This window comes from Reinekea sp. (assembly GCF_982785585.1).
Genome location: NZ_CEYAVF010000002.1, coordinates 1 through 25,776, shown reverse-complemented (window position 1 = coordinate 25,776; position 25,776 = coordinate 1). Strand labels below are relative to the sequence as shown.

General features: G+C 52.5%; 22 protein-coding genes. 15 read left to right on the top strand and 7 right to left on the bottom strand.

Features of this window, described 5'->3' with window-relative positions; all coding sequences use genetic code 11:
- The first annotated feature begins 51 nt into the window (after positions 1-51).
- Both AC4FIC_RS01235 and AC4FIC_RS01230 read left to right on the top strand, forming a co-directional pair.
- Positions 52-945, top strand: coding sequence for an alpha/beta fold hydrolase (locus tag AC4FIC_RS01235; RefSeq protein ID WP_273285960.1), 894 nt, complete (start codon positions 52-54; stop codon positions 943-945).
- Positions 929-1,612, top strand: a complete 684-nt coding sequence (locus AC4FIC_RS01230; protein ID WP_100256640.1) for a GNAT family N-acetyltransferase — start codon at positions 929-931, stop codon at positions 1,610-1,612. Before AC4FIC_RS01235 ends, AC4FIC_RS01230 begins: the two co-directional genes overlap by 17 nt.
- Before the next feature lie 43 nt (positions 1,613-1,655).
- Here the strand turns inward: AC4FIC_RS01230 and AC4FIC_RS01225 are convergent, their stop codons facing one another.
- Positions 1,656-2,801 carry a toxic anion resistance protein gene (locus AC4FIC_RS01225; protein ID WP_100256641.1) on the bottom strand — a complete coding sequence of 382 codons (1,146 nt, stop codon included), beginning with the start codon at positions 2,799-2,801 and terminating at the stop codon, positions 1,656-1,658.
- Positions 2,802-2,989: 188 nt separating this feature from the next.
- On the opposite strand from AC4FIC_RS01225, the gene AC4FIC_RS01220 reads away from it, so the two are divergent.
- From AC4FIC_RS01220 to AC4FIC_RS01185, 8 genes are all read left to right on the top strand, one after another.
- A complete protein-coding gene (locus tag AC4FIC_RS01220; protein ID WP_145980241.1) occupies positions 2,990-3,691 on the top strand; it encodes a hypothetical protein in 702 nt (233 codons plus the stop codon).
- A gap of 15 nt (positions 3,692-3,706) precedes the next feature.
- Positions 3,707-5,368, top strand: a complete 1,662-nt coding sequence (locus AC4FIC_RS01215) for a vWA domain-containing protein (RefSeq protein WP_100256643.1) — start codon at positions 3,707-3,709, stop codon at positions 5,366-5,368.
- Positions 5,369-5,380: 12 nt separating this feature from the next.
- Entirely contained in the window at positions 5,381-5,770 is a 390-nt protein-coding gene (locus AC4FIC_RS01210; RefSeq protein WP_145980242.1) for a hypothetical protein, read from the top strand.
- A 259-nt stretch (positions 5,771-6,029) separates the two neighbouring features.
- The gene (locus tag AC4FIC_RS01205) at positions 6,030-6,863 is read left to right on the top strand and encodes a WYL domain-containing protein (protein ID WP_100256645.1); all 834 of its coding nucleotides are present in this window, start codon (positions 6,030-6,032) and stop codon (positions 6,861-6,863) included.
- Between the two features lie 336 nt (positions 6,864-7,199).
- Complete coding sequence (locus AC4FIC_RS01200; RefSeq protein WP_273285802.1) at positions 7,200-8,108, top strand: hypothetical protein; 909 nt, start codon at positions 7,200-7,202, stop codon at positions 8,106-8,108.
- A complete protein-coding gene (locus AC4FIC_RS01195) occupies positions 8,105-8,920 on the top strand; it encodes an HAD-IIB family hydrolase (protein ID WP_273285801.1) in 816 nt (271 codons plus the stop codon). Before AC4FIC_RS01200 ends, AC4FIC_RS01195 begins: the two co-directional genes overlap by 4 nt.
- 38 nt (positions 8,921-8,958) lie before the next feature.
- A complete protein-coding gene (locus AC4FIC_RS01190; protein ID WP_100256648.1) occupies positions 8,959-10,188 on the top strand; it encodes a glycosyltransferase family protein in 1,230 nt (409 codons plus the stop codon).
- Between the two features lie 13 nt (positions 10,189-10,201).
- Positions 10,202-11,962, top strand: coding sequence for an alpha-amylase family glycosyl hydrolase (locus tag AC4FIC_RS01185; RefSeq protein ID WP_100256649.1), 1,761 nt, complete (start codon positions 10,202-10,204; stop codon positions 11,960-11,962).
- Between the two features lie 25 nt (positions 11,963-11,987).
- Here the strand turns inward: AC4FIC_RS01185 and AC4FIC_RS01180 are convergent, their stop codons facing one another.
- From AC4FIC_RS01180 to AC4FIC_RS01155, 6 genes are all read right to left on the bottom strand, one after another.
- Positions 11,988-13,079 carry an ABC transporter substrate-binding protein gene (locus tag AC4FIC_RS01180; RefSeq protein WP_158524302.1) on the bottom strand — a complete coding sequence of 364 codons (1,092 nt, stop codon included), beginning with the start codon at positions 13,077-13,079 and terminating at the stop codon, positions 11,988-11,990.
- A gap of 29 nt (positions 13,080-13,108) precedes the next feature.
- On the bottom strand, positions 13,109-13,672 hold the full coding sequence (locus AC4FIC_RS01175; RefSeq protein ID WP_100256651.1) for an ANTAR domain-containing response regulator: 564 nt from the start codon (positions 13,670-13,672) through the stop codon (positions 13,109-13,111).
- A 178-nt stretch (positions 13,673-13,850) separates the two neighbouring features.
- Positions 13,851-14,438, bottom strand: coding sequence for a hypothetical protein (locus tag AC4FIC_RS01170; protein WP_490359363.1), 588 nt, complete (start codon positions 14,436-14,438; stop codon positions 13,851-13,853).
- Positions 14,439-14,633: 195 nt separating this feature from the next.
- Positions 14,634-15,410 carry a YciK family oxidoreductase gene (locus tag AC4FIC_RS01165; RefSeq protein ID WP_100256653.1) on the bottom strand — a complete coding sequence of 259 codons (777 nt, stop codon included), beginning with the start codon at positions 15,408-15,410 and terminating at the stop codon, positions 14,634-14,636.
- Between the two features lie 8 nt (positions 15,411-15,418).
- Complete coding sequence (gene ubiG / locus AC4FIC_RS01160; RefSeq protein WP_476194728.1) at positions 15,419-16,123, bottom strand: bifunctional 2-polyprenyl-6-hydroxyphenol methylase/3-demethylubiquinol 3-O-methyltransferase UbiG; 705 nt, start codon at positions 16,121-16,123, stop codon at positions 15,419-15,421.
- Positions 16,124-16,370: 247 nt separating this feature from the next.
- Entirely contained in the window at positions 16,371-17,687 is a 1,317-nt protein-coding gene (locus tag AC4FIC_RS01155) for a TRZ/ATZ family hydrolase (protein WP_100256654.1), read from the bottom strand.
- Between the two features lie 206 nt (positions 17,688-17,893).
- Between AC4FIC_RS01155 and gyrA the strand changes: the two genes are divergently transcribed.
- From gyrA to rpsA, 5 genes are all read left to right on the top strand, one after another.
- Complete coding sequence (gene gyrA / locus AC4FIC_RS01150; RefSeq protein WP_287419519.1) at positions 17,894-20,554, top strand: DNA gyrase subunit A; 2,661 nt, start codon at positions 17,894-17,896, stop codon at positions 20,552-20,554.
- A gap of 292 nt (positions 20,555-20,846) precedes the next feature.
- Entirely contained in the window at positions 20,847-21,968 is a 1,122-nt protein-coding gene (gene pheA / locus AC4FIC_RS01145) for a prephenate dehydratase (RefSeq protein WP_100256657.1), read from the top strand.
- A gap of 56 nt (positions 21,969-22,024) precedes the next feature.
- Complete coding sequence (locus AC4FIC_RS01140) at positions 22,025-22,918, top strand: prephenate dehydrogenase/arogenate dehydrogenase family protein (RefSeq protein WP_100256658.1); 894 nt, start codon at positions 22,025-22,027, stop codon at positions 22,916-22,918.
- 144 nt (positions 22,919-23,062) lie between these two features.
- Positions 23,063-23,743, top strand: a complete 681-nt coding sequence (gene cmk / locus AC4FIC_RS01135) for a (d)CMP kinase (protein WP_100256659.1) — start codon at positions 23,063-23,065, stop codon at positions 23,741-23,743.
- Between the two features lie 338 nt (positions 23,744-24,081).
- Positions 24,082-25,764 carry a 30S ribosomal protein S1 gene (gene rpsA, locus AC4FIC_RS01130; protein ID WP_100256660.1) on the top strand — a complete coding sequence of 561 codons (1,683 nt, stop codon included), beginning with the start codon at positions 24,082-24,084 and terminating at the stop codon, positions 25,762-25,764.
- Positions 25,765-25,776 lie beyond the last annotated feature (12 nt).

The following is a 25,776-nucleotide window of genomic DNA, read 5'->3' as shown; positions in this document are numbered from 1 at the left end:
ATCAAAATGATTTAAGAAAAAATTTTACGGTAACGTAGAAAGGAATTCTGTGTGACGAGATATTTTCTGTGTGCCTGCTGGATATGCCTGCTCACTTTGACGATGTATCTGACTTGGGCGCTCATGCTGGGTTGGGTTGGGCCCTCAGCCTATCGGGTCGATGAGGTGGCCGGTCAACAGTTTCTAACGACTCAAAAAGGCGTCATTCGTTTTCAAACTCAAAATATATCCGAGCGCGTTGATGCGGTTGTCCTGCTGCATGGTTTTAATGGTTCACTCAATAGTTGGTCGGCCCTATGGCCGCTCATCAGGGAGTGCGGCCCGTCGGTTCGCCTAGACTTGCCGGGCTTTGGTCAGTCATTTTGGCAGAGCGAAGATTATTCCCTGGCGCGACAAAGCCGCGACCTGATGCAATTTGTCGACGCCCTAGACCTCGACAGAGTTACATTAGTCGGCACCTCGATGGGCGCGAGCTTGGCCGCTTGGGCTGCGGCTCACTACCCTAACCGAGTGGGCGCCTTAATTTTGATAGCGCCGTCTGGTTACCCCGGCTCGATGTCGATAAAGGGTTTCGAAAAATTATTGTATCAAAATATTTTTGCCCATAAACTCGCCCGTTATACGGCGCAGAGCGCAGTCTTTAACTACTTCTTTGGCAACAGCCGCCTGCTGCAGGCCCTAACGGTGACGCGTTCCTATAACGCGCAATGGCTTGCCGCGCTGGCACGAATTCATCAGCCAACATGGGTGGTCTGGTCGCAAACCGACCGGCGCGTGCCGTTTCAATATGGCGAACGCATAGTCGGCCTGGTGCCATCTGCCCAGTTGGTAACTGCGATCGATGCGGCGGGTCATGACATACCCAACCGAGATCCGTACCCTATTGCCAAGCTACTCTGTGATCTACAAAACCAAAGGACTGCCAAGGATGACACTAGTGACTAAGCTCAACTATCTTTTTAAGATTTATAGAGAGTACGGCTTCAGAGAATTTCTGCGCATCGGGTGGCTCGGATTGTGGCATCATGGTGCCAATCGACTCGTGCTCCTTGCGCTCACCAAACCGACCTATGTCCAGCGGTCTTCCGCTGACGAACGATTTTACGATTTTCATTTTGCTTCGGTGGATGAACTGATGGCGATGAAAAAAAAACCAGATTATGAAATTGCCCAACTCGATGTCGATCGAGTACGGATGGGTATTGCCCGCTGCTTAGTGCAATGGGATGGCGATCAACTCACCGGCTATACCTGGGTATGGTTAAAAAAATTGGCCTATATAGCCGATGGTTTTTATTTGAACTTGCCCGACGATGCCATCTATAACTACAAAGCCCTGACCTTACCAGCCTACCGAGGCTTCGGTTTTCAAGGCCTACGTCATGTCAAATTATTAGAGCTGTTACGACCCGATGGCATTAGGCAGTTGTTTGGATTTGTCGCGAGCGAAAATACTCGGTCATTTCGTGGGGTGCGGAAAAGTGGTTATCAGGTGGTTGGCGAGTTGCTGATTCGCAAGACAGGCCAACGGGTGCAGACCCGATTGCGCCTCAACGCCGATTTTTGGCCCGGTAAGCCAGTATTGGACGACATGGGGTGTCCCATGGTATAGCCGCTACCGGCATGGGCCGGCAGGGCGTTTCGGAAATGGGCCGCTACTTGGTGTTGCGCTCGACCTGTTCTTTCATCTGCTTGTTGAGGTCATCCAATAGGTTGACGTTACTCTGCATGGCTGGCAGGGCTTCCTGCTTATAGGCGTCGAGCAGATTCATGGCCTCAATGGTGTCACTGAAGGCCTGCTGCAGTCCTTCGATCATACCGCTGACATCATTGGCTTCCTTAACAATTTGAATGCCCTGGACCTTGGCCTTTTCGGCTGTTGATTTCAGGAGCTCAACCGTCATTTCTTGCGTCGCCTTGACCGCCTTCATCTGTTTTTCTTGGTGTGACAGCGCGACCTGCAGGGCCGCCGCGGTTTGCAAGGCACGAGCCGAGACGTTCAGGGTCCGATCGGTTGAGCGGATTAACTCCTCATTAGCCCGGCGAATGATATCGGACACCAAAATGGCCTGGTTGGCCGCGCCCAAAGACAACTGCATATCCTGAACTTCTTGGCGCAGGTAATAGAGAATGTCCTCTTCGATATATTTTTTCTGTGCGGCTTCTAGATCCGCCGACCATTGTGCCAGCTCACTGTCGAGTAACATGGCGATCTGCAATTGATCCTGCAGTTGCCAGGTAAACTCCATCAGCTTGTCGCGATCGATCTTGAGCGTCATATTGTCCTTGGTCAGGACATTTTTGCCCTTTTCCAGATTGGCCAATATATCGTTGATAACCGTTGAAACGCTCTGGTATTGGGACCACCAGGCCTCAAGCTTGGTGCCGATGCCAGGCAATTTGCTGAGCAGTCGACGCAGAGTGCCTTCGGAGAAATCGAACTTATTCGGATTTACTTCTTCTACCCTCGTGCGCAGGGCGAGCAAGTCCTGGCTGAGATCACTCGATTCGCCCGAGTTACCCATAATGTCCTTAATGGGCGCATTGAGCAGATCGCTTTGGTGGGCGATTTGGCGACGAACTTCTTGACCGAAGCTTTTAGCCTCGCTGGTGAGGTCATTACGCGCACTGATGTCTCGATCGCCGACCTGTTGAATCCGCTCCAGCAGCCCTTTGGCACGCTGCTTAACGTCATCTGGGATGTCGTCAGCAATGGTGCTGGGGGCTTTCGTGCCTAACGAGGTGGCAATTTCTTCGGCGGACATGGTCGCGACTTGGGCAATGGTCGTTTGGCTGGTCATGGCTTGTATCCTTTACTGAATGGTATGGCTCTGCACGGATTATGACGCGATTCGGCCACCATTGAACAGTAAATCCCTTTGGAAGGAAGTCACAAAAGATAAGGGAAGGGTAATTTTCCACCGAATTTGGCTTTAAATTGCGTACAATCGGGAGCAATGTAGTCGACATAATGACGAATGAGGAAAGTATGGGACGAGTTTTAGGGGTGTCGTCATCCGCCGCAGTGCTCTGTATTGGTGTCTTTTGGTTCTGGTTTGCGCCCCAGCTATTGGCTCTGGCCCTCTACAGTGCCTTAGCGGTGTTGTCGGTGGCGATCGCTGTTGGCTTCTACCTGTTGGCGGGCTATGCCAAGCGGGACGCCCATGCAGCCCTTATCGGGCACGAAATTGCCAAAGAACAGCGCCTCTATGCCGAAGTCGAGTCCATCGCCAATCAGTTAGCCGAATTGGATCAACCGGAATCGGCCAAACAGGCCAGTCGATTGATGGGTATGCTGGCGGACTATCGACAGGTCATTGAGCAGAAGCTGGGTGATACCACCATCACTATGGCGAGCTACAGCCAGGAAACCGGACGCGTATTCAAACTTGTGATCACCAATCTCAACGATATAGTCGCGGCGGCTCGCAGCGTGCGAACCACCAAGGGTGACGAAGTGCATTCCGAGATGTCGGAAAATGCCGCACTGCAGCAGCGACGCGCTCTGCTGATTCAACAAGAAGCCCGGATTAGTGTGCTCGTTGAGCAAAATCGAGAATTACTCACCGCGCTCAACGTGACCACGGTTGAGGTCGCCAATATTAAAGATATTGATTCTTTTGAACTCAAAGAATCGTTAAATCGTTTACGCGAGCTGGGCGCACGCGCTCAAGCTTTCAGCAAGGACTAAAGGGAAGGGCACTCAATGCAAAGACTGATTGGCTTAACTGTGGCGGTGAGTTTGCTAACCGCCTGTTTCGACTCCAATAATGTTAAAGATTTCGTTGCAGCCGAGAAAAGGTTGACCGATATCATCGAGAATACCATCCAGCCGAGTCGGATTGAAAATCAATATCGTGCCAATATTCAATTGAGCGCGAGCAATCTCCTGGAGCTCTTGCCGGATATTAATGAGTACGCTCGGTCCGTAGACGCACGCGACAGTTCGCAGGTTGAGGCGGTAGAGATCTTCACCAGTTCGGAGAAGGGCGGCAGTGGTGTTGATGGTATTTATGTCGATTTGGCTAATCAATATAACAGTCAACGTAATCGTCTGCCCAACGGTAAGATTGGCCAGATCGCTATCCGAAAAATTGCTAGCGGCGCGGCTGCTTCATTCTTATTGGCCAATCAACACGTTCCGGATGCCTACTCGCCGTCGAACCTGTTGTGGGGGCAGATGCTAGCCTCCCAGGGCGTGGACTTAACGCTGATCGACAAGGCCACGGCGCCCAATGTTGCTGGAGTGGTAGTTCAAAAGCAGAAGGTCGATCAAATTAGCGACAACGGTCAGCTGAATTTACAGAAACTCTTGACCGCGGTGACTAGCGGTGAATTTGCCATGGGTTATACCAATCCTTACCAATCCTCGACCGGATTGAATTTTCTGCTCACGGTGCTTCACGCCTTTGCGCAGGGTGAAGAGCGCCAAATGCTCGACCCCGATGTGGCCAGTGCCTTTGAAGCGTTCCAGCGCGGCGTGCCCTTCGTCGCGCAGAACACCCTGCAAATGCGCGAGGCAACGGTCAACAGCGGCGTCCTCGATGCCTTCGTGATGGAGTATCAGACCTTTATCAATGCCAATGGCCTGGGCGGATATGAGTTCGTGCCCTTTGGTGTGCGCCATGACTCGCCACTCTATGCGACGGCCGAAGCCTCGGACGATGAGCGCCTGGTGCTAACCCAGTTTGCGCAGTTTATTAAAGCCAATGCCGGCATCGCTAAACGCTATGGCTTTGCAGCCAATCCAAGTTACCAGTCCTCGTATGAACTCAACGATGGAGCGGTGATTCTCAACGCACAGAGACTATGGAAAGACAAAAAATCCGGCGGGCGGCCTATTGCCGCGATGTTTGTTGCCGACGTTAGTGGTTCTATGGATGGGGATCGCATCCGAGCGCTGCGCGTGGCCATGACCGAAGCGGCTAACTTTATCTCGTCGCGCAATAGCATTGGTTTGGTGACCTTTAACGACACTGTCAATGTGGATCTACCGGTACGCGAGTTTGGTCTGCAGCAAAAATCACAGTTCCTCGGCTCCGTCGAAAGGATGAGTGCCGGCGGTGGCACGGCAACCAATGATGCCATCCTGGTCGCCGCGTATGACCTGCTCGAGTTTGCCAAAACCCATCCCGACCACAAGTTAACCATCTTTGTGCTGTCCGATGGCGAGACGCGTAACGGTCTCGCCCTGAGCAAGGTCGATAAGGTCATTCAAATGCTGCAAATTCCCATCCACAGCATTGCCTATGGCTTTGAGTCCAGTGATCTGAAAGCTGTCTCCAGTCTGGTGGAAGCTTCCTACACCGAATCCTCGACCGGATCTGCGGCCTACCAGATTGGAAATCTTCTCAATGCGCAGATGTAAGCGGGTGACCCAGTGGGTAAGTTAATCGCGCTGGGTTTGGCGCTTGCTATGCAAGTTGGCGGGTTGTTGGGCGCTCATCTTTATTACTCGGCCAATCCGCGCAATGTCTTAATCGTCGTCGATACGTCCTATGGCCTGAGTGCTTATCAAACCCGTATGGCCAAATGGTTAGCAGATTACGAAAGCTCGCAACGCTACCGTGACGTTCATTACGCGACCGATAAAAGTTACTTAGGTCTGGGTGCGGCCAACCGGGACAAGCTGTATCGGGTCAGCTTTGGTTCGATGAATATTAGTACCTTAAATCAAAAATATCCGGGGAAGGCGTACACTGATCGATTTTTATTGTCTTTCACGGCAGACGAACTCAGCGGTTGGAATGTTATTCATTTTGAAAAGTAAGTTCTGAATTTTAATAACCTGTCTTTCGGTTTTGTTAAATTTTAATGCACAGACACCTTGTTTTTCTGCTGCTGAAACCCTTTAATAGAGCATAGGATTTTGCAGTTTTTGGTAACCCAATAGTATTTTGGTTAGCAAATAGGATTCAAAAAGAGTCAACGGGGGATGTTGACCTGTATTTAATACAGTCGAAGGGCATTCCTGTACTGCAACTTTACCGTTGCTTCATGAAGATTAAATAGGTTCAGAGATCTACAGGATGAATGATTCGACTAAACCAATACTTACCGAACAAAGCCAGCCTCAGCAAGAGCGTTTGTTCTATCTGGAGTTTCGGCTCTATTTTTTAGGTCACGCTAACCGGAGCGACTTGCAAAAACGTTTCGGGCTCAAAGAGTCGTCAGCGTCACGTGATATAGCCCTCTACAAAAAACTGGCCCCAGAAAACGTGGTGTATGACTATGGCATCAAGTCCTATATTCCACAGGAGTCCTTTACACCGCTATATGCTTACACGGCGACGCAAGTGCTGACTGCATTGACTCATGGCTTCGGGGATGACTACGCCGGTCCTAAGTACCCTGAAATCGCCACCGAAGCGCCCAGCCAGTCGCCTTTGCCCTCGATTCACATCTTGGCCGCCCTAACGCGTGCGATCCATAAAGGCCAGTCTTTATCGATTGAATATTATGGTGAGATGAAGGGCCGTAAGGAACTGGTCATAGTGCCGCATGCGCTAATCAACTCTGGTACCCGCTGGTTGGTTCGAGCCTACGATCGGTTGAATCAGCAATTTGATGATTTTGTCATCAACCGGGTGGTAAGCACTGGCGGCGAAAGTGATCAACCTGAGGTTGCCGAGTTGATGGAGTCCGACACACAGTGGAACCAAATCACCGAGATTCGGCTCAAACCGCATCCGGCTTTGCCGTTTCCCGATGCCATCGCCCAAGAGTTCGGTCTGCGCGACGGGGTATTAACGATGACCTGTCGCTCGGCTCTGAAAGGCTATCTTATGGCGCAATGGAGTGTGGATGTTGGATCGTCGCCCGCCACTGAGCCGGGTAAGTTCGAGTTCTGGTTACAGCCCTAAACAGAGTCAGCGGGGCGCAACGCCCCGCCTAATGCAATTACCTTATCATCGCCCTTGCACACCACCCCTCTGCTGTCCCAGCAATCAAAATCGCAGCCAAAACTCGTTTGGATGTTATGGCTAGTGTCGCCCTATATCTACTTGCCGTTGCATCTAGCGAGACCCGGCAATGTGTGACCCTATCGAAGCAGTGCACTAAATTGGTGCTTAATTAGCGTAACGCCTCAATTGTGAGCGTGTATTTTGCCTGTTTTGCCCCGAATCGTGGCGAACGCTCGCTCTTAGGCTGGCATACATTGTGCAAAAAAAACGATAGGTATTTATAAGGCGATCAAGGTGGGAATAACAGAACTAATTCGAGATTTTGCACACCGGCAGCGGTTACCGATCTCGTTCGAAACCACGGCGCAAGAGGTTTTTATGCCGCTCGCGGAGAGCCTATTCAAGCAGTCCCGGGGCGCGCGTGCGCCCCTGCTGGTGGGCATTAATGGCTGCCAGGGCTCTGGCAAGTCGACCCTAACCGACTTTCTGGTTTACTGCTTGAAGCAGCACTATGGCGTCCATGCCATTGGATTGTCGATCGACGATTTTTACTTGACCCTGAGCCAGCGTAAAGCCCTGAGCCAAGCCATCCATCCGCTCTTGCTTACCCGTGGCGTGCCCGGCACCCATGATACTAGCCTAATACAGCAAACGCTGACGCAGCTGATCATGAATGATCTCCCGGTCGCCATCCCCAGCTTTGCCAAGGGGAGTGATGATCGCACCCCTCCAGATCAATGGAGCACCGTCAAAGATCCGGTACAAATCATCCTATTCGAAGGTTGGTGCGTGGGGGCGCAACCTCAGACGTTGTCAGAGTTGACGCGGCCGTTGAATCACTTAGAGGCGACGGCGGATGTCGACATGGCTTGGCGTCTCTATGTTAACCGCCAGCTGAGCGAGGAATATCAACCGCTATTCGCCCTGCTGGATCGCTTGGTAATGCTTAAAGCACCCGGTTTTCACAGCGTGAAACAGTGGCGCATCGAGCAGGAAGAGCGGCTGGCGGAGCAACTTGATCGCAACGGCGGAGACACGGCCGCGCTTATGAGTCGGGCTCAAGTGGAAAATTTTATCGAGTATTATCAACGAATCACCGAGTCCTGTTTGCGTGCGTTGCCCAATCAGGCTCATGATTTAATCGAGCTGAACGATCAGCGTGGGCTGTTAGGGTTCGATCTTGGCCGGGGCTTGGATCTATGAGCTATTTAGTCTTTAGTGATCTAGACGGCACGCTACTGGACCACGACAGCTACAGTTTTGCCGCCGCAAGACCCGCTCTGCAGTTGCTGGCGCAACGTCATATACCGGTAATACCGGTCTCGAGCAAAACCCGGGCTGAAATTGTGCCTTTACGTACAGCGCTGGATTTGCATGCCCCCTTTATTGTCGAAAACGGCGCCGCGGTGTTTCTGCCGGTGCTTGATCTATCGGCCGCTGAACAAGCAACCCTGCCTAGGCTCGGGGACTACTGTGTGAAGATCTTGGCACCTCAGCTGTCATATTGGCAACCCATTTTGGAAGCCATGGATCGACTATTTCCTGGCTGCTTGTGGCCCATGAGTCAGCTCAGTATTGATCGTCTGATGCAGTTTACCGGGCTGGACCGACCCTCGGCACAACGGGCCCAGCAACGCGAATATAGTGACCCCTGCTTGTGGCTGGGCGATCAAGCGCAGCTGAATGAGCTGTCCCAACATTGCCTAGCTCTAGCGATTAGCGTGGTGCGAGGGGGTCGCTTTATCCACTTTCTCAAGGACACCAACAAGGGTAACGCTGTGCTCTGGCTGCAAGCATTTTTGCAGCAGCGAGATCCGGCGACAGCCTTGCAGAGCATTGCATTGGGCGATGGGGCCAACGACAGTGCCATGTTGGAAATAGCCGATCTGGCAGTGCAAGTTCGCTCCGCCAGTCACCAGTTCCCCCAATTGGCGCGTGAGTCGGTTTATCGAACCGAGCAAACGGGTCCGGCTGGCTGGAATGAAGCGATCTGGTATTTGCTGCAAACAGATTGATAGACACTCTAAACCTAACTTGAATTAAGAGGCTCCCTATGGGTGATTTTCATCAAAATGGCATTGTTACGACGCTGCATAATCTGGCCGATCGAGCTACCGAAGATCTGGAATACGATCTGCTACACTTCTCCCACTTTCGACCCATGGGGCTTATCCTACCGTCATTATTTTCCGAGCTGGAAGGTGAGGCGCTACCTAATATCATTAAGCATTTGAAGGAGGTGCCCTACCTCTCGGAGATTGTGATTGGTTTAGATCGAGCCGATCGTGATGAATATTTTCACACTGAACAATTCTTCGCCCAGCTGCCCCAACATCATCGTGTCTTGTGGCATGACGGGCCGCGCTTGATGGCGTTGGATAAGGAGTTGCAAGCCCTATCGGTTGCGCCCAGAGAGATGGGTAAGGGCCGCAACGTTTGGTATTGCATGGGCTATATGTTGGCAACCGGAAAGTCGGAGTCCATTGCATTGCACGATTGCGACATTCTGACCTATGACCGCAGCCTCTTGGCTCGGCTGCTCTATCCCGTCGCACACCCGCAATTCAACTATGAATTTTGTAAGGGCTATTATGCTCGTGTGGCCGCGGGAAAAATTAATGGTCGCGTATCCCGGCTGTTGGTTACGCCCCTACTACGCGCCCTGAAGCGGGTCTTGGGTCCGATCGAATACCTCGATTTCATGGATAGCTTTCGTTACCCCTTGGCAGGTGAATTTTCCTTCCGCAAAGATGTACTAACCGACATACGGATCCCCAGCGACTGGGGCTTGGAAATTGGCGTGTTATCGGAAATGTATCGCAACTACTCCAATAATCGCCTCTGTCAGGTCGATATCGCCGATATTTACGACCATAAGCATCAGGACCTGAGCCTGACCGATGAAGACAATGGTTTGTCGAAAATGTCCATCGATATCGCTAAGGCGCTGTTTCGAAAATTGGCCACCAATGGCACCGTATTCAGTCCGGAAACCTTTCGTTCGGTGAAGGCTACCTACTATCGAATTGCTCTCGATTTTGTCGAGACCTATAACAACGACGCGATCATGAATGGCTTAAAACTGGATATACACCAGGAGGAAAAAGCCGTTGAAATGTTTGCTCAAAACATTATAACGGCGGGCCAACAATTTCTCGAAGTGCCGATGGAACGGCCCTTTATTCCCAGTTGGAACCGAGTGGTGAGCGCCATGCCCGATGTCTATGATCGCTTGATCGCTGCAGTGGAAGCAGACCGGGCCGAATTTGTGGCAGACCAATAGAGGGACTTTACCGATGAGTGACCTAGTGCAAAAATTGACCGCGAATCTTAAACATCAGCTCGATGTGATCTATTCAGGTATCAGCCTTAATCGGTCAACGGACCAGTTGGCGGATGAATTGATCGACCGGATGAATCTGGACGATGTAACGCAGGAGCCAAAACCCTTTACCAACCATTGGGATGAAAGCGACGCCGTGTTGATTAGCTATGGTGATAGCATCGAGCGCAAGAACGGCTACAGCGTTACTGAGGCCCCGCTAAAAACCCTGCACTCCTTTGTCAGTGGACCACTAAAGGCGGCGTTCAACGCGATCCATATTTTACCCTTTTACCCGTACAGTTCGGACGATGGGTTTTCCGTTATTAATTACTCGGTGGTCAATGAGGCGCTCGGCGATTGGCATGATATTCGACGGTTGTCGGCTGATTTTAGGCTCATGTCCGATCTGGTTATTAACCATTGCTCCAGTCGCAGTGTCTGGTTCGATCAATTCATTAAGGGCGAATCACCCGGGCGTGACTACTTTAGAACCGAACTGCCCAGTACCGATCTAACCAAGGTAGTCCGTCCCCGAACAACGCCGCTGCTGCGCGAAACCCAGACAGTCCAGGGTGTGCAACACGTCTGGTGCACCTTCAGTCCTGATCAGGTCGATCTGGACTTTACCAATCCCGACGTGCTGATTGAATTTGTTAAGATCGTGCGCCTCTATCTTGATCAGGGCGTGCGCATTTTTCGCCTCGATGCGGTCGCGTTTTTATGGAAAGAGACCGGTACCGCCTGTATTAATTTGCGTCAAACGCATGAGATCATCCGCCTATTACGCACGCTGGTCGAGCATGCCTGTCACGATGCGGTGATCATTACCGAAACCAACATCCCCAATCAGGAAAATCTAACCTACTTTGGCAATGCCAATGAAGCCCACTGTATCTATAACTTCTCCTTGCCACCCCTATTGGTGAACACCCTTGTCAGCGGCGATTCAACCCATCTGAAACGTTGGCTGATGACCATGCCGCCGTGCCAAGATGGCACCGCTTACTTCAATTTCGTGGCCTCGCACGATGGCATCGGCCTCCGACCTGTCGAAGGCTTGTTGAGCGAGAAGGAGTTGAACGGGTTGATTAATACCATGATGGGTTTTGGTGGCCGAGTGTCGATGCGCACCCTGGATGATGGCTCAACTCGGCCTTATGAGATCAACATAGCGTTGTTCGATGCCTTGCAGGGCACTCATGCCGGGCCCGATAAGTGGGGCGTGCAACGCTTTATCGCGGCTCACGTGATCATGCTGGCGCTGGAAGGTATACCGGGTATCTATATTCACAGTATGTTGGGTACCCGTAACGATTATGCCCGCTTTGAAAATACCCAGCACAATCGGCATATCAATCGACATCGCTGGGATCTCGGCGAATTGGAGGCGCAGTTAGGCGATGCGCAGTCGACTCACGCACAGGTATATAACCGCTTGATTGCCATCTTAGCGATCCGCAGGCAACAGCGGGCCTTTCACCCCAATGCCACTCAGTTTACCTTGCAATTGGGGCCGCATATCTTCGGTATTTGGCGCCAAAGTATCGATCGCCGACAGAGCATTTTCTGCCTAAACAATGTTAGCGACCAGACCGTCGAGTTATCCCTAATCGATATCAATCTGATCGATAGCGTCACCTGGATTGATCTGCTGACCGGGCAGGCCATTCCCGACCATCAAGCCACGCTGTCACTGCCCCCCTATGGATCGCTCTGGCTCAGTAATGCTTAGATCCCTTACCTTAGCCGGAAGTGGGTCACAGGATGGTGGGCAGCAGGCCTGGAAAGCGTTCCCGCTCCGGTACCGGCAAGTCTAAGCGGGTCATGACCCGTTGGTAGGTATCCCAATCGTACAGGCCCTGGAGCGAGGTGATCAGCTCGGTAGTGTCAACCTGGTTATAGGCCTGCATGGCCTCTAATATCCATCGGGCATGGGCCGGCCAGGGGGCATTGGCCTGATTGCTGTAAAACACCTTACGTTGATGCGTGCTACTTTGGGTGTGCCATTGACTCAGCATCGCCTGGATAAGCAAATCCGAAGAGCAATTGAGATATGTTGGTCCGGCCATCCAGAGTGCAGACTGGGCAATATGATCGGCGCATTCCAGCCATTGACAGGCCCGAATGATGGCCGCCAACAACTTCTCATGCACCTCAGGGCGTTTTTCAGCGAAACCCCGGTTAACGCCTAACACCTTCTCTGGCGCGTGCGCCCATAGCTCGCTGCCGTAGCAAATGATCTCCCCGGCCTGGGCGATTTGGGCGGCCGTATTCCAGGGTTCACCCACACAATACAGGTCTACCTCGCCCTCCAGCATAGCCTTAACCATATTGACCGGCGGAATCACCTTAATGGTTACCCGAGCAGTATCGATGCCGGCACTATCTAGATACAGATGGAGCAGATAGGTGTGCATCGAATGCGGATGTACAGTGCCCACCCTCAACGTCCCAGTGGTTAGGCTGAGGTGGGTCTTTAGCGCCGCCGCAATGGCTCGAAACCCGCCATCGGAAGGCGTCAGTCGATTGTAGATCTGGCTCGATAGGGTAATGGCATTGCCGTTATAGCCCATCGCCAATGCGGTCTTAAAGGTTTTTGTCCTGTCGTTATTGGTCGCTGTCAGCTGACTGGCCAAGACCATCGGCGCCAATATATGAGCGGCATCGAGGATGCCAAACGATAATTTATCGCGAATGCTAGCCCAATTGGATTCGCGCTCCAGGCTGACCTGAAGACCTTCGGCGGCAAAGAAGCCGGCCTCTTGCGCGATAATTAACGGCGCGCAGTCAAGTAGCGGCACATAGCCTATATGGACGGCATCTGGGTTGGTGGTGGGGGATATAAGCATAGGGTTCATAGGTTCCATATCGGCAGTGTTCAGCTAAATAAATCGATAACGTCTTGGGCTATTTCGGCCAGTCTGACGTTTTTGTTCATCGCCATTTTACGCATCGCACTGAAGGCGGCGTCTTCATCGCATTGTTTGTGCTTCATCAGCAGGCCTTTGGCCCTGTCGATGATTTTTCGATCCGAGAGTTCGTTGCGAGTCTTCCGCAGCTCGCCTTTGAGTCGCTGGTGTTCCTCGAAGCGACTTATGGCTACATTGAGCAGGGTCTTAACGCGGCTCGGCTGCAGACCATCGACAATATAGGCGCTGACCCCGGCCTGAATTGATTGGCGGATAACTTGGTCGTCTTCATCGGTGGCGAAAAAAATAATCGGTCGCGGGTAACGATCGGATGTTGCGGAGACATCTTCCAGCGTGTCGCGGTCGGGCGAGTCGGCCTCGACTATGACCACGTCGGGTTGGAAGGTTTCCACCATATGGTAAATGGTATACTTGCCCGATGGCCGGACGACAACCTGGTGTCCAAGCGCTGTTAACGCGGCCTCTAGAGGCTTAGCCCGGTTAGCAATTTGATCGATCAATAGAATGTTCATACGGCGTGTATAGCAGGGAGTTAATAGGTACTAGAGCAATTATTGTACCTAAAAATCATGCCCATTTAGGGCGATAGGGTGGGGACGAGGTGATATCTCAGTGCGCTCGGCGGTCGAGCGACGAAACCACCGCACCAGCTTGGGGCGCTAGCGATCGCCACTGGGCTAGGGGTTGGGTCTAGCCTTCGCAGTAATCCACGTCGACCATGACGACGCTGACAAATTGCTCCTCGTGAGCGCGGGCGCGTGCCATCTTGCGTCGATGGGTCAGGGCAACTGCGACACGATTGCTGGTGCTGGTGGTCGTATCGATCGGCATCGCGAGCAGGGCATCGCTATATTTTAAGGCGTTGTGCACCGGAAATATAATCAGATCCATGATGGATTCGATACACGCCAATTCTTTTTCAGTGAAGCGTTTGTTGCGACTAAAGGTGATTTCACCATAGTTGACAGCGCGCATCAATAATAGGTAATTGGCGCGATGCTTGGCAATCTCGCCGGAGCGGATATTGATTAACTTATCGCCATGGGTATATTCAATGCCCGACACCGGAAACAGGTGCTGCAGGTGATGGTGAAAAATCTCAATAACCTGATCCAATTCCATGGTTTTTTGCAGATGTCTGAGCAATTTAAGGCGAAAATCTTTCATTTGGTCCGGCGTAAGCGACACCATTGAGCTTGCAGCCACGGCGGTCAATGCATCGGTGCGCACTTGAGCGCTCTTGTTAAAATTGAGTACTGAAAAATTGCCTGCTGTCATCGCACCGTACCATTAATTGAACTTAAGGGTACTTAGCTATTTTTGTGCCATTAATATTAAATTCAATTAAAACAAGGGTTTAGATATATTTAAGCGCTGTTCTTGGTGGCGGGGCGGAGAGCTATTGCCGCTTTTATCACCACCTTCGCCGTTTGTCGCCCCGACCCGAGTGTGGATCTGCAAGCGACGCACTGCTTAGTCAGCCAGATAGGTATGGGCATTGATTGATTGGCCGTTGTAGGCACTGGCGGCGTCTGACATCAAAAATCGATAGAGTGGCATATGAGCTGCCGCAGTCGGCACCGACTCGGGATCTTCGCCCGGATAAGCGCTGGCGCGCATTGCCGTTCGGGTTGCACCCGGATTGATGGCAAAGGTCCGTATTGCGCTGGTCGCGCCCAGTTCGGCGGCCAGAGTCTGCATCAGCCCCTCGGTGGCAAATTTAGACACGCCATAGGCGCCCCAGTAGGCTCGACCCTGGCGCCCAACGCTGGAGGTGGTGAAGACCAACCGACCTGCGCTAGACGCCTCGAGGAGTGGCAACATTGCCTTGGTGAGATAAAAACTGCTATTGAGGTTGGTATTGATCACATCCAGCCATTGCTGTTCCGGATATTGAGCAATCGACATTTTGCTGCCGAGAGCGGCGGCGTTTAATAGCAGACCATCAAGTCGACCGAATTCCTGCTCAATCGCAAAGGCCATTTCACGCGCAACATCGGGAATCAGGGTGTTCAGATCGTAGGGAAAGATGATCGGTCGGCTTTGGTTGAGAGCTTCGATTTCATCATAGGTCGCTTCGAGCTTCGCTTGATTGCGACCGAGCAGAATCACATCGGCACCCTGAGCCGAAAAATCGAGTGCCGCGGCCTTACCCAAGCCGTCACCGGCACCGGTAATGAGAATCACCTTACCCTTCAGGGCGTCGGTTAGGGGCAGGGACTGAAGCTCTGCCAGTGTCGGTATGTGCATGGTAACGCCTATTCAGGTTTACGTGAGGCCATCAGATAGTTAACCGAGACATCGTCGGTTAATTTAAAGCTGTTGTTCAGTGGGTTGTAGCGCAGGCCACGAAAATCGATGGTTTTTAACCCAGCTTGTCGGGCCCATTTGGACAGTTCGCCCGGACGAATAAACTTCTTGAATTCATGGGTGCCCTTGGGCAGTAGTTTCAAGACATATTCAGCGCCAACCACAGCAAATAACCACGATTTTGGGTTGCGGTTGATGGTCGAGAAAAAGGCCCAGCCACCGGGTTTGAGTAGCGCGTGAACCGCGGCTATCACCGAGGCGGGGTCAGGGACATGTTCGAGCATTTCCATACAGGTGACAACATCGTATTGGCCCGGTTCTTCGGTGGCCAATTGTTCAGCGGTTATCTGCCTATAGGTTAGCTGTTCTATGCCTTGATCCAGCGCATGCAGCTGCGCGACCTTCAACGGCGCATCGGTCATGTCGATACCTGTGACGATACCCCCGCGCTTAGCCAGCGTTTCGGTCAGAATCCCCCCTCCGCAACCGACATCGACGACCTTAAGGCCGGCCACATTGACGTACCCATCGAGGTAATTCATGCGCACCGGATTAAGCGCATGCAGCGGCTTGAATTCGGACTCCGGATCCCACCAACGGCTGGCAAGGGCTTCAAATTTGGCGAGTTCTGCTGGGTCAACGTTGATCGGCACCGATAACTCCTTGAGAGGGGGAAGGGGAAAACTTTGGCGCACATTATGGCGACAAAGGCGGTAAGTTCACAGTAATTTGTCATTGAGTACGAATGGGGGCGTTTTTTGGACCCTAAGGTAGGTCGTCGACTCTGGCTACAAGGGCCGATCGGATTGTGCTGTGTTAGGTTTGGGCGTGAGCCAGTAGGGATGTAGAATCAACCAAGAAGGGCAAGTCGGACCAAGGGGTCCGACCGAGTGGGCAGGCCTAGTCGGCCTGGATTTTGTCGCGCCACTGCTGGGCGTTTTTAATGATCACGTCCTTATCGAGTGTGGTCAGTTCACGGTTATTCAGCAAGGTCTTGCCATCGACCCAAACATAGGTCACCTGATTACGACTGCTGGTATAGACAATATGGGAGACCGGATCGAAGATCGGTTGCGATTCCAGGTCGGCTAAGGATATAGCGGTGATGTCTGCGCGTTTGCCCACTTCCAAACTGCCAATTTGGGTATCCCATCCCAGTGCACGGGCACCATTGATGGTCGCCATCGCCAATGCTTCATGTGCCGGTAAGGCTACCGCGCTCTGGGCAACAGCCTTGGCGAGCATGGCCGCGGTGCGCATTTCGCCGAGCATGTCTAGGTCATTGTTGCTGGCCGCACCGTCGGTGCCCAAGCTGACATTGATGCCGCGCTTCTGCAGCGTGTCAACCGGGCAAAAACCGCTCGCCAATTTCAGGTTGGATTCCGGGCAGTGCATCACATGGGCACCGGTTTCGGCTATGTCGTCAATGTCTTCAGGGCTCAATGCGGTCATATGCACGGCTTGAAAGTTTGGTCCTAAGAGTCCCAACTCCTTGAGTCGACGAATTGGTCGGCTACCGCGCTTGGCCACTTCATCGTCCACTTCCCCTTGAGTTTCATGGACGTGCATCTGGATACCGACCTGATGTTGTTCAGCCAAGGCCTTGATGCGCAGTAAGGGCTCATCGGATACCGAATAGGGGGCATGAGGGCCAAAATTAACCTTGATATGGCTGTGATTTTGATACTGTTCCATCACCTTTAAGCCCTGATCGATATGTTGATCCGGTGTCGGTGCCCAGGCAGTCGGGAAATCGATAATGGGGAAGCACAGCTGGGCGCGCATTCCGGCCTTGATGACGCTGTTGGCAGACGCATCCGGGAAGAAGTAATTATCGGAAAAGGTCGTGGTGCCGGAGCGAATCATCTCCGCCGCGGCCAGCAGGGTGCCATCGGCGACGAAATCATAACTGACCCACTTACCCTCCGCCGGCCAAATGTGGCCGGTTAGCCAGGTCATCAGTTCCAAGTCGTCGGCCATGCCCCGGAACAGGGCCATCGCCGCGTGTCCATGAGTGTTCACAAACCCCGGAATCAGTGCTTGATCGGCCAACTCGACATGTTCATTCGGGGCGTATTGCGCCACGGCTTCGGATGTCGGTAAAATGGCGATGATCGCGCCATTGGCAATCGCAACGCTGTGATGGTCTAGGACGTCACGACGTTGGTTTACTGGAATCACCCAGCGTGCGCTGATTAATGTATCGATTTTTTGCATCTTGGTAATCCTGTCTATTGGGTCAAAACCGCTATGCTAGACAAAAGCGTCCCGGTTCGCCAGTTCGAAACGGAAATGCCTGCGCCAATCCTGTCTATCTTATTGATTTGTGGTATGATTTCGGCCTTTCAAACAGTCAACCTAGTCACCAAGATAAAGGCAGGCCGAAACGCGGTTTAGCCATTTAAAAAGGACAGTGAGCCAGCATGGGTGAAATAGCCAAAGAGATACTTAATGTCAACATCGAAGAAGAGCTAAAGCAGTCTTATCTCGATTACGCCATGAGCGTTATTGTTGGCCGTGCCTTACCCGATGTCCGTGATGGCTTGAAGCCGGTGCACCGTCGAGTCTTGTTTGCTATGAGTGTGTTGGGCAACGATTGGAACAAGGGCTACAAGAAATCGGCCCGTGTTGTCGGCGATGTCATTGGTAAGTACCACCCCCATGGTGATACCGCGGTATACGACACCATCGTTCGTATGGCCCAGCCATTTTCGATGCGCTATACCCTAGTTGATGGTCAAGGCAACTTTGGTTCGGTCGACGGTGACTCCCCGGCGGCTATGCGTTATACCGAAATTCGTATGCAGAAAATGGCCCATGCCCTGCTGGCGGATCTAGACAAGGACACCGTCGATTTCGTCGAGAACTACGACGGCACGGAAATGATTCCGGCCGTGATGCCAACTCGAACCCCCAATTTGTTAGTCAATGGCTCATCCGGCATTGCCGTCGGTATGGCCACCAATATTCCGCCGCACAACCTCAACGAAGTCGTCAATGGTGCGTTGGCCTTGATTGATAATCCGGATATCGACATCGATGGCTTGATGGAGCATATACCGGGCCCAGATTTCCCGACAGGTGCCTATATTAATGGTCGTCTGGGCATAGTCGAAGCCTACCGCACCGGTCGCGGTCGGATCCGTATTCGGGCCAAAGCCGATATAGTGGTGAACGAGAAGTCGGGCCGCGAAAGTATCATCGTTAATGAAATACCCTATCAGGTCAACAAAGCCCGGTTGATCGAAAAGATCGCCGAGCTGGTCAAAGAAAAGAAGATTGAAGGCATTTCGGAACTGCGCGATGAGTCCGACAAAGACGGCATGCGCATCGCCATCGATTTGAAACGCGGCGAGTCTGGTGACGTGCTGTTGAACAATCTGTTTGCCCAAACACAGCTGGAAACGGTCTTTGGCATCAATATAGTGGCCTTGATCGACGGCCAGCCCAAGATTCTCAACCTCAAACAGCTGCTCGAAGCCTTTGTTCGTCACCGGCGAGAAGTCGTTACCCGTCGTACCGTCTTTGAACTGCGTAAAGCCCGCCAACGCGGCCATATACTCGAGGGCCTGGCCATCGCGCTGGCCAACATCGATGAAATGATCAGCCTGATTCGCGAATCAGCAACAGGTGCCGAAGCCAAAGAGCGTATGTTGTCACGCAGTTGGATATTGGGCGATGTCTCGACCATGCTCGAACGCGCTGGCGCCGACGTCTGCCGACCTGAAGACCTGGACGAGGCCTTTGGTGTCCGTGACGAGCGTTATTATTTATCGCCTGAGCAAGCTCAGCAGGTTTTGGATATGCGCTTGCAGAAGCTAACCGGTTTGGAGCACGACAAGTTAATTGGCGAATATAAGCAAATTATCAACGATATCGGCGAATATCTGCGCATTCTCGGCAGCTACGAGCGTTTGATGGAGATTATTCGCGAGGATTTGGAGCTGGTTAAGGAAGAATTCGGCGACGAGCGCAAAACAGAAATTATCGCCAGTCGGCAAGACTTCTCGATGGAAGATCTGATCACCGAAGAAGATATGGTCGTGACCCTGTCTCGCGCCGGTTACGCCAAAACTCAGCCCTTGTCCGATTATGAAGCGCAAAAGCGTGGCGGCAAGGGGCGCTCAGCCTCATCATTGAAAGATGAAGACTTTATTGAGCATCTGATGGTCGCCAGTACGCACGACACCATCCTGTGTTTTACCGACAAGGGTAAGGTTTACTGGCTGCGGGTGTTTGATATCCCCCAGGCCAGTCGTGCCGCCAAGGGTCGGCCGATGGTCAATCTGTTGCCGCTCGACCCTGATGAGCGAGTCACAGCTATTTTGCCGATTCGTGAATACGATGCTGATCATTTTATCTTTATGGCGACCTCGAATGGCACCGTGAAGAAAACCTCTTTAGATGCTTTCTCGCGTCCGCGTAGTAGCGGTCTGATCGCGCTGTCTCTGGATGACGGCGACCATCTGGTGGGCGTAGCCCTAACCGATGGCGAGCGGGAAGTCATGTTGTTGTCTGATGCCGGCAAGGTTGTGCGTTTTAAAGAAGCGCATGTCCGAGCCATGGGCCGGTCTGCGCGGGGAGTGCGAGGCATTAGCCTGGGCGCAGACCAGAAGGTAATTTCGTTGATCGTGCCCCAGGAAAACGGTTCGATCCTCACCGCGTCAGAGCGCGGCTTCGGTAAGCGGTCACTGATTGCCGAGTTCCCAACCAAGGGTCGGGGCACTAAGGGCGTTATCGCAATGGTTACCAGTGAGCGCAATGGCAAACTGGTTGCGGCGACCCAGGTCTTTCCAGGCGATGAGGTCATGTTGATTAGTGATCAGGGTACGCTGGTGCGGACCCGGGTCGATGAGATCTCGACCCTAGGTCGTAACACCCAGGGTGTGACGCTGATACGAGTGCTAGAAGATGAAAAGCTGGTCAGTATTGAGCGCATTCAAGAGCCAGAGGACGTACCGGAGTTTGAGGAAGACGACGGTAACCGTGTCGATCCTATCGATGTTGCCGATGTTGCCGATGAGTCATCGCCAGTGGATACCGATGATGAGCCGCCGGCCGATGACGAGTCGCCTGAAGCCTAGTAATCGGAGTGTCGTATGGCGCTGAACGTGGCTGCGCAAGTCGATAATCTTTGCCCTGGGCCGACGTTGCTGTCGGCCGTCATCAGCCAACCAACTTCGGCGGTGCTTGCCGCCGCCGAAGCCATATTACATCGCCTTTGCGGAGCCCCCTATACCCATAACCTGTTGGATATGCGCGGCGCTGACAATCGCTCTATAATAGCGATACCTTTTTTTTATCCTAACGATTCGCTTATTGTTCAGGCGCCCGCGCAGGCACCCGTCGAGTTCCGCCACCTATTTGAGAATAACTATGACCGATAATAAGACCCCAATCCTTCCTGGTAACGAAGAAGCCGAGCTTAAAAAGCTTCGCATAGAAATCGATCGGCTCGATACCGAAATGGTCGCTTTGATATCGCAACGGGCCGAATGCGCCATGCGCGTGGCAGCGGTTAAGTTGCAGGCGGATCCAGGCAGTGCCGTCTTTTATCGGCCGGAGCGCGAGGCACAGGTACTCAGTCAGGTGATGGAGCGTAACCCAGGGCCCCTGGGCAATGAGGACATGGCGCGTCTGTTTCGCGAAATCATGTCGGCCTGTCTGGCACTGGAAAAGCCGCTCGAAGTGGCTTATCTAGGCCCCGAAGGGACCTTTACCCAACAGGCGGCTAAAAAGCATTTCGGTCAATGGGTGATTACCAAGCCCATGCCGGCGATTGATGAGGTGTTTCGCGAGGTCGAGGCCGGCGCCGTGCAATACGGCGTGGTGCCCATCGAAAACTCCACCGAGGGCGTGGTGAACCATACCCTCGATACCTTTATGTCATCAAACCTCAAGATCTGTGGTGAAGTCGAGTTGCGCATTCACCATCATCTGATGGCCGGTCCCAATACTCGACTCGATAAGATTACCCGGGTCTACAGTCATCAACAGTCACTGGCTCAGTGTCGTAAGTGGTTGGACGCCCATATGCCACTGGCAGAGCGGATCGCCGTGAGCAGCAACGCGGAAGCGGCGAAGCGGGTAAAGGGCGAATGGAGCTCGGCAGCGATCGCCGGTGAGATGGCGTCTGAACTCTATGACCTGGAGATTATTGAGACCAAAATAGAAGATTCGCCCGATAACTCGACCCGCTTCCTGATTATTGGCACTCAGAACGTCGGTCTGTCGGGTGGCGATAAGACGTCGCTGGTGGTTTCGATGCGCAATGAGCCCGGCGCGCTCTATCATCTGTTAAAGTCGTTCAATGATTTTGGGATTGATATGACTCGATTGGAGTCTCGCCCGTCTTTATCGGGTAACTGGACCTATGTGTTCTTTATCGACTTTGTCGGGCATATCAGCGACCCAACGGTGATCGAAGCTATGGAAGTCCTAAAGAAGACGGCAGTCGATGTAAAAGTCCTCGGATCCTACCCCAAGGGTGTGCTGTAAAGCATGGTGCTGCCCATTAGGCTCAAGCGGTCCATTGTGCGACCGGGAGTAAGTGAATGACCGAACCACTGAACATCCTCATTATCGGCCTGGGTCTGATTGGCGCCTCCTTTGGCAAAGCCATTCGAGCACAGGGGCTCAACGACAGGTCGGTGTTCGTGCTGGGCCATGATCGCTCGTTGGGCGTGGCCGACCAAGCGGTCGCATTGGGGGTCTTGGATCAGGCTGTGACCGATCTGGCCGACTTGCCTCGGGTTGATGTCGTGGTGCTGGCAGTGCCGGTGATGGCCATCGGTGACGTTATTGACGATATCAAGCCCCTCATCGGTTCGCTCCAGGTGTTAACCGACGTCGGCAGTGTTAAGGGTGAGGTCGTCCGCGCCGTGCGCGCGCGCCTAGGCATTCTCCCAGGCTGTTTTGTGCCCGGACATCCCATTGCTGGTGCGGAGCAGAGTGGCGTAGCCGCCGCCAGAGCAGATCTGTTCGATCGCCACATGCATATTCTGACGCCGCTACCGGAGAGCGATCCCGCAGCCGTTCAGCTGATTACGCAACTCTGGCAAGCGATCGGTGCCGATGTAGTGGAAATGAGCGTAGAACGGCACGATGAGGTGCTGGCAGCCACCAGCCATTTGCCTCACCTGTTGGCCTTTTCCTTGGTTGATACGCTGGCGCGTGAATCGGACAATCGGGAAATTTTTAAATACGCGGCCGGCGGGTTTCGAGATTTTTCGCGCATTGCCGCCTCCGACCCGACCATGTGGCACGATATCTTTCTGACCAATAAAGACGCTACGCTCTCCGTTTTACGACGCTTTCAGGCTGACTTGACGATGCTGGAACAAGCCATCGAACAGGGTGATGGCGACCTGCTGCACACCGTGTTCACGCGCGCAAAATCGGCCCGGGATCACTTTACTCAGATGCTCGCCGAGCGCCAAAAAGACTGATCCTGCCGTTACTGCCTGTGCCGATGTTCAGACCCTAAGCAAACAAAATATCCGGGTTAGTTTCGGCCAAAGGGTTGCTATTCGAGGTTAAGATGGCAAGAATGCGCGCCAGAAGTGAAGTAACCCGAAGTAAAAGGACAAGGCATGAACACCGAAACTCCAGTAATAACCCTCGATGGGCCGGGTGGTGCCGGTAAGGGCACCGTGAGTATGCTTTTGGCGGGCCGTTTGGGTTGGCATTTTTTGGATTCCGGTGCCCTCTATCGCCTGACGGCGTTGGCGGCTTCTAACCACGGCATTGAATTGAGCCAGGACTCGGCCGTTGCGGTCATTGCTGAGCACCTAGATGTACGCTTTGACCAAGACGTTAATGGCACGCAAATTATGCTGGAAGACGAGCGGGTGACGGAAAACATTCGCGAAGAGCAGGTTGGCATCAATGCCTCTATTGTTGCGGCTCACCATCGGGTCCGAGATGCCCTGTTGAAGCGTCAGCGCGCTTTTGCTGAGTTGCCCGGACTGGTTGCTGATGGTCGCGATATGGGTACGGTGGTCTTCACCAAGGCGCCGCTCAAGATTTTTATGACCGCGACTGCCGACGAACGCGCCCAGCGCCGGGTTCGGCAGTTACAGGCCAAGGGCGATGTGGTCGAATTTGAGCGCGTTCTAACGGATATCGTTGAACGTGACGAACGGGATCAAAATCGGGCCATAGCGCCGTTGCGCCCGGCAGACGATGCTATTGTGCTCGATACCACCAATATGACGATTGTCGAAGTGGTTGACTATATCGAAAACGAGGCGCGCACACGCAACCTAGTCTAGGCTGGCTTGCGCTATTTCGCGACCATTCGACCAGAGTGGGCCGCACCCGTCATAGCCCCAAAGAACCAAGACGTTCTTGCCAAAAACCGGGGCACCGGGAAAAAACTCCCCGAAACATCGTTAAAAAGCTTGGGTTTTGCCTTTCGATCAGTATAATACGCCACCCTGATTTGAGCGTAAATGCATGGCATTGTCTCTCAGGTTTTATCCCCTTGAAACACCACATGGCCAGCAGCGTCGGTGTTTTCAGGTAATGTTGACAGACCCGCATTAGCTGGACTGCGGTAAAGTCGTAAATGAATTTATTTGCGGCGTTAAAGCTTAGGAACTTAATATAAATGACTGAATCTTTTGCTGATCTATTTGAAGAAAGCTTATTAACGATTGAAATGGAGCCAGGCTCCATTGTAACTGGTGTTGTAGTTGGCATCGACTCGGATTGGATTACTGTTCACGCAGGTCTTAAATCTGAGGGTGTGATCCCACGCGTTCAATTCTTAAATGATGCGGGCGAGTTGGAAATCCAAATCGGCGATGAAGTGCTGGTTGCGCTGGAAGCGGTTGAAGATGGTTTTGGTGAGACTCGTCTGTCTCGCGAAAAAGCCAAGCGCGCTGAAGCATGGGCTGAACTCGAAAAAGCATACGAAGCAAAAGAAGTGGTTATTGGTGTTATTAACGGTAAGGTCAAAGGTGGTTTCACCGTTGATGTTAAATCCGTTCGTGCATTCCTGCCAGGCTCTTTGGTTGATATCCGTCCAGTGCGTGACACCTTGCACTTGGAAGGCAAAGAACTGGAATTTAAAGTTATTAAGCTCGATCAACGTCGTAACAACGTAGTTGTATCACGTCGTGCCGTGCTCGAAGCGAGCAACAGCGCAGAACGTGAAGAATTGCTGGCTAACCTGCAAGAAGGTCAAGAAGTTAAGGGTATCGTTAAGAACCTGACCGATTACGGTGCTTTCGTTGACTTGGGTGGCGTAGACGGCCTGTTGCACATTACCGATATGGCCTGGAAGCGTATTAAGCATCCGAGCGAAATCGTGCAAGTGGGCGATGAGATTGACGTTAAAGTATTGAAGTTTGACCGCGAGCGTAACCGTGTATCTTTAGGCCTCAAGCAGTTGGGCGAAGATCCATGGGTTGATATCAAAGCGCGTTACCCAGAAGATGCTAAAGTTACTGCGAAGGTCACTAACCTGACCGATTACGGTTGCTTTGCTGAGCTGGAAGAAGGCGTTGAAGGCCTGGTTCACGTATCCGAAATGGATTGGACCAACAAGAATATCCACCCATCCAAAGTTGTTCAGGTTGGTGACGATATTGAAGTAATGGTACTGGACATCGATGAAGAACGTCGTCGTATCTCTTTGGGTATCAAGCAGACCGTGGTTAACCCATGGGAAGACTTCGGTAACCGTTTCAATAAGAGCGACAAGGTATCCGGTAAGATCAAGTCAATCACTGACTTCGGCATCTTCATCGGCTTGGAAGGCGGCATTGACGGTCTGGTACATTTGTCCGATATCAGCTGGCACGAATCTGGTGAAGAAGCCGTACGTAAGTACAAGAAAGGCGACGAGCTGGAAACGACCATCCTGTCTATCGACCCAGAACGCGAGCGTATCTCTTTAGGTATTAAGCAGCTGGATATGGATCCGTTTGCTGAATACGCTTCAGAGAACGACAAGGGCGCGATTGTTAACGGTATCGTTAAGGAAGTTGACGCTAAAGGCGCCATCATAACCCTGCAAGACGACATCGAAGGCATATTGAAGGCTTCTGAGATATCACGTGACAAGGTAGAAGATGCCCGGAACGTGTTGAAAGAAGGCGACGCCGTTGAAGCCAAGATCATCAGTGTTGACCGCAAAAACCGCGTCATCAGCCTGTCGATCAAAGCGAAAGACTTTGCTGACGAGAAAACAGCTGTTAAAGACCTGAAAGAGAAGACCATCGAAGCATCTGGCCCAACCAACATTGGTGACCTGATCAAGGCTAAACTCGAAGAAGGTAATAACTAAGAGCTTAACTCT

Bases quoted from the DNA above. Each gene is read 5' to 3' on its own strand.
- AC4FIC_RS01170 (WP_490359363.1), bottom strand. From the start codon at position 14,438: ATGACAGCAGGCAATTTTTCAGTACTCAATTTTAACAAGAGCGCTCAA.
- AC4FIC_RS01195 (WP_273285801.1), top strand. From the start codon at position 8,105: ATGAGCTATTTAGTCTTTAGTGATCTAGACGGCACGCTACTGGACCAC.
- AC4FIC_RS01225 (WP_100256641.1), bottom strand. From the start codon at position 2,801: ATGACCAGCCAAACGACCATTGCCCAAGTCGCGACCATGTCCGCCGAA.
- rpsA (WP_100256660.1), top strand. From the start codon at position 24,082: ATGACTGAATCTTTTGCTGATCTATTTGAAGAAAGCTTATTAACGATT.
- gyrA (WP_287419519.1), top strand. From the start codon at position 17,894: ATGGGTGAAATAGCCAAAGAGATACTTAATGTCAACATCGAAGAAGAG.
- AC4FIC_RS01215 (WP_100256643.1), top strand. From the start codon at position 3,707: ATGCAAAGACTGATTGGCTTAACTGTGGCGGTGAGTTTGCTAACCGCC.
- AC4FIC_RS01140 (WP_100256658.1), top strand. From the start codon at position 22,025: ATGACCGAACCACTGAACATCCTCATTATCGGCCTGGGTCTGATTGGC.
- AC4FIC_RS01190 (WP_100256648.1), top strand. From the start codon at position 8,959: ATGGGTGATTTTCATCAAAATGGCATTGTTACGACGCTGCATAATCTG.
- AC4FIC_RS01175 (WP_100256651.1), bottom strand. From the start codon at position 13,672: ATGAACATTCTATTGATCGATCAAATTGCTAACCGGGCTAAGCCTCTA.
- pheA (WP_100256657.1), top strand. From the start codon at position 20,847: ATGACCGATAATAAGACCCCAATCCTTCCTGGTAACGAAGAAGCCGAG.
- AC4FIC_RS01165 (WP_100256653.1), bottom strand. From the start codon at position 15,410: ATGCACATACCGACACTGGCAGAGCTTCAGTCCCTGCCCCTAACCGAC.
- AC4FIC_RS01230 (WP_100256640.1), top strand. From the start codon at position 929: ATGACACTAGTGACTAAGCTCAACTATCTTTTTAAGATTTATAGAGAG.
- cmk (WP_100256659.1), top strand. From the start codon at position 23,063: ATGAACACCGAAACTCCAGTAATAACCCTCGATGGGCCGGGTGGTGCC.
- AC4FIC_RS01155 (WP_100256654.1), bottom strand. From the start codon at position 17,687: ATGCAAAAAATCGATACATTAATCAGCGCACGCTGGGTGATTCCAGTA.
- AC4FIC_RS01220 (WP_145980241.1), top strand. From the start codon at position 2,990: ATGGGACGAGTTTTAGGGGTGTCGTCATCCGCCGCAGTGCTCTGTATT.
- AC4FIC_RS01180 (WP_158524302.1), bottom strand. From the start codon at position 13,079: ATGCTTATATCCCCCACCACCAACCCAGATGCCGTCCATATAGGCTAT.
- AC4FIC_RS01205 (WP_100256645.1), top strand. From the start codon at position 6,030: ATGAATGATTCGACTAAACCAATACTTACCGAACAAAGCCAGCCTCAG.
- AC4FIC_RS01185 (WP_100256649.1), top strand. From the start codon at position 10,202: ATGAGTGACCTAGTGCAAAAATTGACCGCGAATCTTAAACATCAGCTC.